Genomic DNA, 12,973 nt, shown 5'->3' on the forward strand with positions numbered 1-12,973 from the left:
TTGATGGAGCTAACTAATGAGCACATCCACTTCAGTGCATTCCAACGCTTTTAACTTTTCTTCCTATATTGAAAACGGCGTTGATCCTCGCACCGGGCAATACACCGTGTCGATAAGGCTGCCCGAATTGCAAGGTAATGATTTGCAAGGCCCGGGTTTCGAACTGACGTTGTTCTATAGCCCTTTGAATGGCGAGGACTCTGGATTCGGCAAGGGCTGGAACCTGCAACTGACACAAGTACGCAAGCACATCGTGACGCTGAGCAGTGGTGAAACGTACAGGATCACCGGTAAGTCATCGGTTACCGGGCGGCTGGAAATGAAAGAACAGAAGCTGCGGCAGTTCGATCTGTATGAGGATCCCCCTGGGCCCGGTGGTGCCGCACGTTATCGCGTGGAGCACCGTTCAGGGTTGGTCGAGGTACTGGAAGTGATGGGCTCGGAAGATGGCGAGGTCGCCTTGCCCGTGGAGCTGCATTCACCGCTGGGGCACATGTTGCACCTGAGTTACCTGCCCTTCGGCGAGGGTCACATGCGTTTGGACGAGGTCCAGGATGAAAGTGACGTGCTGCTGAGGCTGCTACGCAGCGACAACAGCCGTGTCGAACTGCTTTGCTACCCTTCCGGTGGTGATGATGGTGGCCCGCTGGCCCGGTATGCGATGACGTTGCGCGAAAGCGACAACCGGGTCAGTGAGATCATCCTGCCCACGGCCAATCAGGCCCGCTGGCGCTTCACTTATGACTACGTATTGGGGTACTTGTGCGTACGTGAGTGCACAACACCCTATGGTGGGGTGGAGCGCGTGTTCTACGAGGACGCCGGGCATGAGTTCCCAAGCAGCGCAGCACGTGACAAAAATCTGCCCAGGGTTACCCGCCATGAAATCGATCCACGCTTTTGTCAGGCGGCGAAAGTGGTGCGGTATGAATACCCCGGCACGCACAACTTCATCGGCGGTGGCAGCAGCATCCCGTGGTCTGACGAGGGCCTGGACAATCTCTATGAGGTGCCGGAGGACTATACCTACCAGTCGCTACAGATACAGGAAGTGCTCAGGCAGCCTGTGCGTACGATCACGCGTACATTCAACCGCTTCCATTTGCTCACCGAGCAAGCCACCGCTCAGGGTGACAAGCTGTTGCAAGCCTTCACCCGTTACGCTGACAAGGCTGGCAAATTCGAGAGCCAGGAGCCTTATTTCCAGCTGCCCCATGACGAAACCCAGCGTTGGTCGCTGATCAGCAACTCCTCCCGGCAGCGAGAAGAGCAGCGAGTCACCCGCTATGATAGCCACGGCAACGTGTTGACTCGCCTTTTGCCGAATCAGGTACTGGAAACCAATGTCTGGTACTCGGCTGAGGAGGAGGGTGATGAGCACGGTTTCGTGCGCAACCTGAAGACCCGGACCGTGCAACCCGCAGCGACAGGACACGGGGCGGCGGCCACCTTGACCCAGGCGTACCAGTACCGGGCGCTGACCCCGCTGGGTAGCTACCTGAAGCAGCCCTGGCGCTTGCTGGAAAGCGAGACCCTGAGCGAATCAGGTAGCGCGCCTGATACGTTCCTGGAAAAAATCAGCAAGCTTTACCGGGAGGAATCGGCCGAGCGCTTCAGCTATGGGCGAGTCAGGCAGCAAACCGTCAGTTACCCCGGTGTCGATGGGGGCAGCCCGTTCGACACCCTGACCCATTATGGCTACTCCCTGCCGGACGATGAGCGTGCACTGCAGACGGTGGAAAAGCTGGTGGGTGTTGACGGTGAGTCCAAGACCATCACCTTGCGACATTCCCTGGAAACGGGCGAGCCGCTGCTCAACCTCGACGACAACGGTGTCGAAATCCGATACTACTACGACGCTTTGCGTCGGGTAACGCGCGAGGTCGTGGCGCCAGGCAAGATTTTCGAAGCGGAACGCAATTACAAGTACTTCCTCTGCGCATACGACAACGAGCAGGCCCAGCAATGGGCCTATGACGTGAAGCAAGTCGAGACGCACACGCTGCTCGACGGGCTCAGCCGACCCATCTTCGAAGAGCGCGCAGACAAGGACAGCGCGACGTATGCTGGTGCTTTGCGGCCTATCTACCGCGCACGTTACGACGAACTGGACCAGCTGGTCGAGGAAACCGAAATCGACTGGCTGGGTGATGGGTTGCTGGAATTGACCAGCCACATCAGTTACGACGACTGGGGCCAGAGGTACGCTGTCCTGAATCCGGATGGCACGACTCAAGTCGAGGAGATCGACCAGGTGGCGAGCAAGGACGGTCCGGTGCATCGCGCCTGGCGAGAGGTGGAGCACTCACGGGTCAGCGGCATCAACGAGACGTGGTACAACCTGTTCGAGAAGCCGGTGCGGATCGAGCGATTTGCCCTGGATGGAAGCACCAGTATCAGCTTGCAGGTCAATGACTACGATGGGCTTGGCCGGCTGAGCAGGGAAGCTCAAGGAAGCGGTACAGGCCAGCGTGTGGTTGAGTATCGTTACGACGCTTTCGACCGTGTCCGCGAGGAACGGCTGGCAGATCGAGTCAACACGGTCTATCGCACCTATGCCGGGCACAGTCGCAATGACCTGCCGGTCAGCATCAAGGTGGGTAACACCGAAAACGCCGCCGTGTTGTTGGGCGAACAGGTGTTCGATGGTCTTGAGCGGCGAACCGTGGCCATCACCGGAGGGCGAGAGCAGAAATTCGAATATGACCCAGGTGAGCGGCAACCGCACTGGGTGGAGGCGCCGGATGGTACCCGGATCGAGTACCATTACCGGCCAGAGTTGGGTGAAGAGCCCGTCCTTCGGGTCCTATCCGGCAAGGAAGCGAAATACACGTATGACGAGAAAAATGCCAGGCTTACCCATTGCGAAGAGCCTGGGGATGACGAGAATTCCGGTTACACATTGGACCGTAGCCATTTCCTGAGCAACGGTGAGGTCAAGCACGAGTCGCGTACGGTGGATGGTGAAGTGTTCAGCATGGCCTACGACTACAGTTTTCGCAGTCGCTTGCGTGCCTATGTGGATGTGCTGGGGCAGACACAGCTCTATGATTTCGACGATGTCGGGCGCCTGGAAAAAACCACGCTGCACGCGCCTGAGCCCAAAAGGACTCGCTACCGGCTGCAGCGTGCGCCTGCCGGGCAACTGCTGCTGGAGTCGACGTTCGGGTATGACCCCCAAGGACGCATGGAGTCCATTACCACCACCGATGCCAGCACCGGGAATGCTTTGGCAATTCTGCTCGAGTACGATGAATTCGACAGGGAGATCCTGCGGACCTTCGATTTTGGTGACACCGTGCAAACGTTGGCACAGGACTATGATGAGTTCGATTGTTTGAAGTTCCGCACTCTGAAAGAGCGCCCGAAGGGCAGCGACGAAAGCCAGGCCACGCTGTTGCGGCATGAGACTTACCTGTACGACCGGCGCGGGCGGCTGCAGATATACACCTGTGATGGCCCTGAAGCGCCCGTGGACCCCTCCGGTCAAACCATTGCCAAGCAGATATTCGGCTTCGATGGCCTGGACAACATCCTCTCGGTGATCACTTTCAGCCCGGACGAGTCGTGGCAGCGGACCTTGTACGAATTCAAGAATAGCGATCCGGCACAAATGAGCCGGATCATTCCGCCTGATGCGCTACTGGAGACCTATGACGTCGATCACGACCTGGAGGAGTTGTTCAAGATCGTCAAATACGATCCGCAGCTGGCTATAGAGTTGCATTACGACGACAATGGCAACCTGATCAGTGATGAGCAGGGGCGGGTACTGACGTATGACGGGCTCAACCGTTTGCTCAGGGTCGAGACCCCGGACGGTGAACGCTGTCGCTACAACTATGACCCAGAGAACATTCTGTCCGGCACGACACCTGGCTAAGGGCACCGGGGCCGACGAGGCCGGTATGGGAACCGGCCTTGTCGCATTTAGCGGTAGCGAATGGTGAAGTTCAAGGCACCCTTGGCCAAGCCCGGGCGCAGGCTGCTGTTGGGTTCTGTCTGGAAGAAGCGAGCCTGAAAATTCAAAGGCACCTTTCTGCTCGTCAGGGGTACCAGGTCGATCTCTTTGTTCAGGGGCATCGATACCCCGTTGTACAGCATCTGAATACCTATGCCACGGGCTGCGGAGTCGTCGGTCAGGCTGAACACGTTTTCATCCGCAGGGCCAATCGGTCGAGAACCATTGATGCCATCGAGTTCGATGGTAGCGAGGGCCTCGTTACCCGGGTCAGGGTCCACCTTGCAGTTGTTCAAGCGGACCTGGAATGCTGCAGGGGGCGTGGTGAAGCCTGGGCCGGTGAAGTCGTTGACGCTCCATTCGCCAAGGTCCACCGGGTTGGCACTGACGTCTGCTGAAGCATCGCACTGGGTCTGGATGACCTTTGCCCTGAGGGTGTATTCCAGAACTTTGCCAAAGCCTCCCCAGTCCAGATGGCCGGTCACCAGTACGCCATCCAACTCATGCTCGCCGGGCGGCAGATCGCCGGTCTTGACCAGCGTGATCCTGTGCCTGAACGTGGATAGCGTGGCCGGGCCCAACTGGGTCTGCTCGTAATAGGCCGTGAACGGCACCCTGGGTGGCCTGCTGTCGGGGATGAACTGGTCGGTGCCACCGAGAAAGGGGTACAGCAACTCTACGATCGCTCCGATGCCTGGAATGTTGGTCCTGAGGACGGGGGCGTCGAGGAAGCGTCCATCAACCGCAGGCAGGGGAGGATGTACCCCGCGGGCGGCCTGGAAGTTGAAATTTATCCGCTCGCCGTAGGTCCGGCACCGGAGGGTAAGGTTGTTCTGGTCGATAGTGCCGTCGAGCAGCTCAGGGGTGCCGATCGTTGTGCCGATCCGCGCATCGCGTGGCACATAAAGGGTGTACAGGTCGCGGATATGGACCTTGAGGTTTGCGCTGGTCAGCTGTTGGAACTCGCAGCCGGTCCGGTCTACCGGCATGGCCATGGCGTTTGCAGCCGGCCATGCCAGGGTGGCGAGCAGCGCCTTGAAAAGGGTCTTGTTGATGTTTTTCATGGGGGTCCTGAAAGACGCGGTACAGCCGTGGGTAAGGCGGCACCGCGTGAAGGTTGCTAGATACAGGTCAGGGTTTGCTGGCGATAGCCGTCGACGACGGGAGCGTCCAGTTCATCGAGATGCACCTGGCAGCCGGCGTTGGGCTGGTCGCCCCAACTCACCTGTAGCGGTTGCTCCTGGCTGGGGTTGGTGAGCATTACCAGGCCCGCCTGCCCGACCATGCCGAGTCGGGTACCGTTCTGGGCCAGCACCCGGGCCCCAAAGGGCAGCGGTTGACCCTGGGTATCGTGCAGGGTCAGTACAAGGCGTGAAACGCGGCGTGCCTCGAAGCGGTGCTTGACCACTGCACCCTGGCGAGGCACTACCTGGGCGATGCCGTTGTCGATTTCCACATCAGGATCGAGACGGTCGGTTTCCAGGACGACCGAATTGGTCCGGTACGGTTGCAAGTAGGGCAAAAGTGCATAACCGCGTGAATTGGTGCGCGTACCCGTTGCGTTTTGCAGGCCCACATTGGCCACGCCAGGGACTTCGATCAAGGCCGCGGTATCTCCCAGGTATCGGCCGAACTCCAGCCCGTCAGCATGCAGCAGCACCGCACCACTGGCATTCAAGGACAGGCTGCGGTAGTTGTCGGCTTCGGTATAGCCAGCACTCACGCTGGCATAGGGCGCCTGATGGCCGAGTGACAGTGCTGCTGTCTTGCGGGCGTGTTCGTCACGGCTCAGGCTGGTGCTGTAGCTCAGCGCGCTGTCACTGCCGCTGAGCGTGGCGCGCTGGCTGTAGCCGTTGGCGTTGTGCTGCAGGTCGAAGGTCGCATTGGCGCGGTGACCGAAATGCAAGGGTATCGTCACGCTCAGGCCGAACTGACGATCACTGCCGTAACGGTCGGTCAACGATTGTGAGGCGAACAGGTTGTAGCCTACACCCCGATGATGGGTATTGAAGTTGAACTGGTATTGCCGTTGGGTGGCATTGCTGCGCCAGTAGTCCTGTTGTGACAGCGTCAGGGTCAGCGAGCTGGTCCTGCCCAGGCTCTGGTGGACCGAGGCCTCCAGGCGGCTGCGGCGACTGCCGCTGAACGTAGTGTCTTGGCTGCGCTGGCGCACCACTTCATCGAAGTCACGGTAGCCTTGGGTCGAATAGCGATATCCGGCAAAGCGCAGGTTGGTTTGGGTGGTGAAGGCCTTGGCATACTTCAGGGCATAACTGGAACCCTGCACCTCGCGCTCATCGGCATTGTCGATTGCGCTGGACGCCTGCGTTACATCGAAGGCCACTGCACCCAAGTGGCCCAGGTCCTTGCTAAACCCCAGGTTGGCCGCGCGGTAGAATTCGCTGGCCATCAAGCCGCCGTAAACAGTGGTGTCCCAGTAGGAGCCTACGGCCAGCGTGCCTTGCCAGAGCAGAGGGGTCTCGAGGGCGCTGGAGGGGTTGTAGCGCCCGACCGTGGCACTGTAACGCCATACGCCTGGGCGCAGCAGATTGCTCATGGTCGAGTACGGCTGGATGAAGCGGCGGACCTGGCCATCGGCCTCGGTCACGACGACTTCCAGCTCGCCGCTGCCTGCGGTACTCAGGTCGTCGATGGCGTAGGGGCCGGCGCTGACGTACGTCGAGTAGATCGGATAACCATGCTGCCAGATCTCGACTTTCGCCCGGCTCTGGGCCACGCCGCGAATGATCGGGGCATAACCGCGCTGGTTGTCGGCCAGCATGCCCATGTCCGAGGCCACGCGTACGCCTGATATCGGCACCGAACGGAACACGTCCCTGTCCGTGAAGGTTTCGCCGATCGTCAGATTGGCGAGGGTACCCGGTATATCGCGCTGTGCGTAGGTCTGTGCCCGGGTCCATTCAGTTTTGCCCTGGCTGTCCTGGCGCCAGGACTGGGTACTGCGCAGGCGCCATTCGCCCAGGTTGATACCGCTGTTCAGGTACAGGTCGTTGCTGGTGTACCGGCCAGAGGAGCGATTGCGGCCGTTCAGAGTGGAGGCCTGATAGTTGATGAAAGCGGCATTGATACCACTGTCCCAGCGGGAAGGGTCGACCTGGTTAGCGGTGTTCCGGCGCATGGCGATCTGCGGAATCGAGATGGCCAGGTGCAGCTCCGCAGGGGTGAAGACGATTTGTGCACCAGGAACGACGGCCAGCAAGTCCAGGCAGCCACTCGCCTGATCCTCTGGATTGGCCAGTGCGTCCAGGCGCATTCCCCATTCGCCAAGCAGCTTGGCTGGCAGGCAAGGCTGCAGCTCGCCGTCCGGGCCTGGCTGGAAGTCCAGCTCATGCTGGCCGGCAGGTTCAAGATTGACCTGTACCTCTACCCGGTAGCGGCCAGACGCGAGCCCCTGATCGCTGGTCAACATGCTCAGCGACCAGGCACTCGCTGCTTGCGGTTGGCCAGGCACCTGGCGCAGGAAGCCGCTCTGGAACCCGGAGTCTGCCTGGGAATAGGGCGCTGAGAGCAAGGTGGAGCTACCCAGCAGGCACAGCAGTGCGCTGCGCTGGCGGCGCATAGTGCGCCAGCGTAGTGGGGGGAGGACCATGATGACGATTCCTGTTTGCGTGCGAGGCAGGCCCTAGTTGGCCAGTTGAATAGGCGCGCTCAGCGGTTCGGTGAAGCCACCGTAGTCATTGACGATGGAAAAACGGGCCTGCAGGCTGGAGGCGCGAGTGATGCCGGTCAGCGGGTAGGCTTTTTCGCCAAAGGGTTCCAGCATGGCGGTGTTTTTCAAGGTGTGTTGCTGGCCTGGGCCATTCACCTCCAGGCGGTTGAAGGTGATGTGGAAAGGCGATGGGTTCTTGACCACCAACTGCTCCACCCCGTTACGTACGCTCAAGGAAAATGTCAGCGAGCTCAGGTGATCGGTCGGCGTACCCTTGAGTGTGGGCGGCCGATAGAACAGTTTGATGCGTGTGCGCAAGGCGATGTTGAGTTGATTGTCCGTGTCGCTGCTGACTTGCGGAATCTCCTGCACGTTGAAGAAGAACAGCGACTCGCGGTCGTGCGGCAGTGTATTGGGCAGTCCAATTATCTTTAGAAGTTGTTCACTGTTCGGGTTCATTTTGAACAGCGGTGGGGACGTTGCAAAGGGTACGCTGGTCGTATTGTCGTCGGCGTCCGTATTTATCCAGGCCTGCACGGCATAAATGCTTTTCGATGGGTTTCGAACAACGACGGATGTACTGCGTTTGTCACCGTTGAAAACGAGGCGTGTGTTGTTTAATGTCAAGGCGGCATGACTGCTTACCGAGAGGGTAAGCATCCATAAGGTCAGGCAGGCGCAAGCAACGACGCGGGCGGGTATCGTGAATATTGACGGATTGGTCATCGGGTAACTCGCTGCATCCAGACGCACAACTACGCCTGGATGGTTTAACCGTGCAAGGACTGCACAGAATTTATGCGTAATTATTGATAGTCGACTGTGTAACGAACCTGGGCGGATGCAAGGCCGTGCGTCACGGTGCTGGCAGTGGAACGGTAGTAGGCGTCGAACCGGAGGTCGGTTGGGCCTGTCGCGTTGAGTGGATAATCAACCGAGGTTCCACCGGGTTTGATCGAGGCCTTGGAACTGTCCCTGATCACAATCGAGATGTTTTCTGCCGTGCCGACACTGGTACCAATGCTGAAATAGTCGCCGCTGGCATCAGCGGCACCGTCAAACTTTACGAAGGCATTGTCTTCGCTGATGCCACAGACTGTTTTGTCGGGTACGCGGATGTTAAAAGATGCGCCACGGACTTCAACATTGGCAGCGGGGAATCGCCCCATGGGAATTTCGCCCATGGCGACGCGGTCACTGACATTGCCGTCACCGGGATTGACGATCTCGATAGGGCACGTTTCGGGCGTGATGCGGCCTTCAAAGAATATCGAGCCGGAAGCGAATGCAGCATTGCTTGCCAGGCCAGTAAGCAGGCCGAGGGATAGTACTAAGGACTTCTTCATGACATAACCTGATTGGGTAAATGGGTCAAGTTTCAGTGCGGGGGTGGGCTGGGTCTTTCCAGTTTCCCGTTTTCGCCCCGGCGCTGATTCTATTTGTCATGAGATTTATCGGGCTGTAGGAATAAGCCGGAAAACTTTGCGATCTTTCGCTTTGTTACAAGATCTTGAGGTGTAAGCGTCCACAGGTGCCCTGGCGTTACCAGGGCACGTGAAATCAGGTTAATGGGTACTGCTTGGGCCACTCTGGCTCAGCAGTTGCTTTTCCAGGTTCCAGTCGAATGGCTCTGCGTTCAACTCGGCCTCGTGACGACGCTCTTCAAGCTGCTGATAAAGCGCCAGCTCCTCGTCTGGCATGAAGTGCAGGCAATCGCCAGCGAAGAACCACAGCAAGTCACGCGGCACCAGATGAGCGATCTGCGGGTAACGCTGGATAACCTGACACATCAGGTCCTGGCCCAGGTACTGGCTCTCAAGCGGATCCTGCGGCAATAGCGTCAGCAGTTCGTCGAAGCGTTCGAGGAACAGGGCGTGGCTTTCTTCTGGCACCTGCTCTGCTTCACCCAGCGCCAGCAGAATGGTGCGCAGGTGCTGGAGCAGTTGCAGGTGATATTCCAGGTAGGGGTTGGCCATGGAATGGGTCCTCGGTATGGCTGAAACGGGGGCGGAGTATACGCCGCCCCCCCGTTTCTCGCGAAGGGTCAGCGCACCTTGCCCGGTTCGGCGAGCAACTGCGCCTTGTCGAAGGCATCGACATCGATCACCTTGCGCCGAGCCTGTTCGGCCTCGTGCAGCCGCTGGCCCTCGCCGGGTTGCAGCACGCCTGCCTCGACGGCGGCGTCGATACCGGACTGGCCGGGGGCTGGCTGGACTTTGCCTTCCTTGACGGTTTGGTACAGGGCCTTGCTCAACTGTGCCGTGTCTTCGAGCAGGTCACTGGCCCGTTGCAGATCCGCGACCGGGTCGTGTTGTGCCTGCGGGCGGTAGCAGCCGGCCAGCAGTTCCTCCAGCGCCGGATCGCCCTTGCGCCGGCCGATCAGCTCGGCCACCTCGGCATCCAGTTCATCACTGGGGCCCTTATGGCGGCGGCCGAAGGGGAATACCAGTACCCGCAGCGCGCAGCCGGCGAAGCGGTTGGGGAAATTGTCGAGCAGGCGGTCCAGCGCACGCTCCGTTTGCGCAAGGCTTTCCTCCATGGCCCAGCGCAGCAGCGGCTGCAGGTATTCAGGCGAGCCCTGATCGTGATAGCGCTTCAGGGCGGCGCTGGCGAGGTACAGGTAGCTCAGCACATCGCCAAGTCGAGCGCTGAGGCGCTCGCGGCGCTTGAGCGCCCCACCCAGCAGCATCATCGAAAGGTCGGCCATCATGGCAAACGCCGCCGCCTGGCGGTTAAGGGCACGGAAGTAGCCCTGGCTCAGGGCATCGCCCGGCACCCGCTCAAAGCGACCCAGCCCCAGGCCGTAGACCAGGGTGCTTGCCGCATTGCCGGCGGCGAACAGGATGTGTTTCATTAGCAGGTCATCGAATTCCTTGAGTGCCTGATCGTGGTCTTCACGCCCGGCCAATGCCATTTCCTTGAGCACGAACGGATGGCAGCGAATGGCGCCTTGGCCGAAGATCATCAGGTTGCGCGAAAGGATGTTGGCGCCCTCGACCGTGATGAAGATCGGCGCACCTTGCCAGTTGCGGCCCAGGTAGTTGTTCGGGCCCATGATGATGCCCTTGCCACCGTGCACGTCCATGGCGTGCTGGATGCATTCGCGGCCACGCTCGGTCAGGTGGTACTTGAGGATCGCCGACAGCACCGAGGGCTTTTCGCCCAGGTCCACCGCCTTGGCGGTCAGCAGGCGGGCACTGTCCATCAGCCAGGCGTTGCCGCCAATGCGTGCCAGTGATTCCTGGATGCCCTCGAAGGCCGCCAGTGGCACGTTGAACTGCTCACGGATATTGGCGTACTGGCCGGTGACCAGGCTGGTGTACTTGGCAGCCCCTGTACCCACGGCAGGCAGTGAGATGGAGCGGCCCACCGACAGGCAGTTCATCAGCATCATCCAGCCTTTGCCGAGCATGGCTTGGCCGCCAATGAGGAAATCCAGCGGGACGAACACGTCCTTGCCGCTGTTGGGGCCATTCATGAACGCGGCGCCCAGTGGCAGGTGGCGTTTACCGATTTCCACCCCGGGGGTATCGGTGGGTATCAGCGCAAGGCTGATGCCCAGTTCTTCCTCATCGCCCAGCAGGTGGTCCGGGTCGTAGGCCTTGAATGCCAGGCCAAGCAGGGTAGCGACCGGGCCCAGGGTGATGTAGCGCTTTTCCCAGTTCAGGCGCAGGCCCAGCACTTCTTCGCCATTCCACTGGCCTTTGCAGATGATGCCAGTGTCGGGCATGGCGCCGGCATCAGAGCCAGCGAGCGGGCCGGTCAGGGCGAAGCAGGGGATTTCCTCGCCTCGGGCCAGGCGGGGCAGGTAGTGGTTGCGTTGTTCGTCGGTGCCGTAGTGCAGCAGCAGTTCGGCAGGGCCGAGGGAGTTGGGCACCATCACCGTGGAGGCCAGGTCACCACTGCGGGTGGCCAGTTTCATCGCCACCTGCGAATGCGCGTAGGCAGAGAAGCCTTTGCCGCCATATTCCTTGGGGATGATCAGCGCGAAGAAACCATGCTGCTTGATGTGGTCCCAGGCTTCGGGCGGCAGGTCCAGGTCCTGGCCGATCTGCCAGTCGCTGACCATGGCACACAGGTCCTCAGTGGGGCCGTCGATGAAGGCCTGTTCTTCTTCGGTCAGCTTCGGTGCCGGGTAAGCCAGCAATGTGCGCCAATCGGGGCGCCCGCTGAACAGTTCGCCGTCCCACCATACCGTGCCGGCATCGATGGCCTCGCGCTCGGTTTGCGACATTGGCGGCAGGGTGCGCTGGAACCAGCTGAATACCGGGCCGGTGAACACTTTGCGGCGCCACTCCGGCAGCGCAACCAGGGCGATCTTCAAGGCCAGTACGATCCAGATCACAGCCAGAAGCCAGCCGGGCGCGCTGCTGAAAATGCCCATGAGCAGCACATAGGCCGCCATGATGCCGAGAATCTGCAAGGGCGCCAGGCGCCGGTGCGTGAGGTACGCCGCGCCGATCACCAGCACTACCAACCACAACAGCAACATAATCGGTCCTCCTTGGAACCAAGGGCTTGAGCCGTCCCAGACAGCTTAGACGCAATGCTGTGAACGGCAGCTTCAGAACAGTGACAGGGTGTGGCAGCGGGAGTTTCAGTTGATTTGTTCGTCTGTACCGGCCTCTTCGCGGGCGTGCCCGCGAAGAGGCCGGTACAGGCGGCGAAGGTCTGGAGTAGACTGCACCACCTCCGCATTTATAAGGACGTTGCCATGCTGAAGATCTGGGGCCGCAAGAATTCGAGCAATGTGCGCAAGGCACTGTGGATTGCCCAGGAACTGGGCCTTGATTTCGAGTCCATCGACGCCGGTGGCGCTTTCGGCGTGGTCAACGAGCCGCACTACCGCGCCCGCAACCCCAACGGGCTGGTGCCCATGCTCGAAGACGGCGACCTGACCCTGTGGGAGTCCAACACCATCGTCCGCTACCTGTGCGCCGAGTACGGCGCAGAGCAGGGCTGGTACCTGGAGGACCCGCGCCAGCGCGCCTTGGCCGACAAATGGATGGACTGGACCACCTCGTCCTTCGCCGCACCGTTCCGTCCGCTGTTCTGGGGCCTGTTGCGCACCCCGGAAGACCAGCGCGACTGGGTGGCGATCAACGCCGCGCACAAGCAGTGCGCCCAGCTGCTGGCCATTGCCGATGAAACCCTGGCCAAACAGCCCTACCTGTCCGGTGACCGGATCGGCATGGGCGACATCCCACTGGGTAGCTTCATCTATGCCTGGTTCGAAATGCCCATCGAGCGCCCGGCCATGTACAACCTGCAAGCCTGGTATGAACGCCTGAAACAACGCCCGGCCTACCAGGCCGCGGTGATGACCGCGCTCACTTGAACCT

General features: G+C 60.2%; 8 protein-coding genes. 2 read left to right on the forward strand and 6 right to left on the reverse strand.

Going from position 1 to position 12,973, the window contains the following annotated elements; translation table 11 throughout:
• Positions 1-16 precede the first annotated feature (16 nt).
• Positions 17-3,883 (forward strand): RHS repeat domain-containing protein, encoded by a 3,867-nt coding sequence (locus SB765_RS27000; RefSeq protein ID WP_410932221.1) that lies wholly within the window; start codon positions 17-19, stop codon positions 3,881-3,883.
• Positions 3,884-3,930: 47 nt separating this feature from the next.
• Here the strand turns inward: SB765_RS27000 and SB765_RS27005 are convergent, their stop codons facing one another.
• The 6 genes from SB765_RS27005 to SB765_RS27030 form a co-directional block, all read right to left on the reverse strand.
• On the reverse strand, positions 3,931-5,025 hold the full coding sequence (locus SB765_RS27005) for a fimbrial protein (RefSeq protein ID WP_341797937.1): 1,095 nt from the start codon (positions 5,023-5,025) through the stop codon (positions 3,931-3,933).
• A 56-nt stretch (positions 5,026-5,081) separates the two neighbouring features.
• A complete protein-coding gene (locus tag SB765_RS27010) occupies positions 5,082-7,571 on the reverse strand; it encodes a fimbria/pilus outer membrane usher protein (RefSeq protein WP_410932222.1) in 2,490 nt (829 codons plus the stop codon).
• A gap of 33 nt (positions 7,572-7,604) precedes the next feature.
• Positions 7,605-8,357, reverse strand: a complete 753-nt coding sequence (locus SB765_RS27015; protein WP_410932223.1) for a molecular chaperone — start codon at positions 8,355-8,357, stop codon at positions 7,605-7,607.
• Between the two features lie 80 nt (positions 8,358-8,437).
• Positions 8,438-8,977, reverse strand: coding sequence for a fimbrial protein (locus SB765_RS27020; RefSeq protein ID WP_410911370.1), 540 nt, complete (start codon positions 8,975-8,977; stop codon positions 8,438-8,440).
• Between the two features lie 219 nt (positions 8,978-9,196).
• A complete protein-coding gene (locus tag SB765_RS27025) occupies positions 9,197-9,607 on the reverse strand; it encodes a PA2817 family protein (RefSeq protein WP_410911368.1) in 411 nt (136 codons plus the stop codon).
• Positions 9,608-9,675: 68 nt separating this feature from the next.
• Positions 9,676-12,123 (reverse strand): acyl-CoA dehydrogenase, encoded by a 2,448-nt coding sequence (locus SB765_RS27030; protein ID WP_410932224.1) that lies wholly within the window; start codon positions 12,121-12,123, stop codon positions 9,676-9,678.
• Between the two features lie 222 nt (positions 12,124-12,345).
• Between SB765_RS27030 and SB765_RS27035 the strand changes: the two genes are divergently transcribed.
• A complete protein-coding gene (locus SB765_RS27035; protein WP_341797941.1) occupies positions 12,346-12,969 on the forward strand; it encodes a glutathione S-transferase in 624 nt (207 codons plus the stop codon).
• The last annotated feature ends 4 nt before the right edge of the window (positions 12,970-12,973 follow it).

Origin of the sequence: Pseudomonas sp. SIMBA_067, from assembly GCF_046534675.1 — a bacterium.
In the GTDB taxonomy this organism is placed as follows: Bacteria; Pseudomonadota; Gammaproteobacteria; order Pseudomonadales; family Pseudomonadaceae; genus Aquipseudomonas; species Aquipseudomonas putida.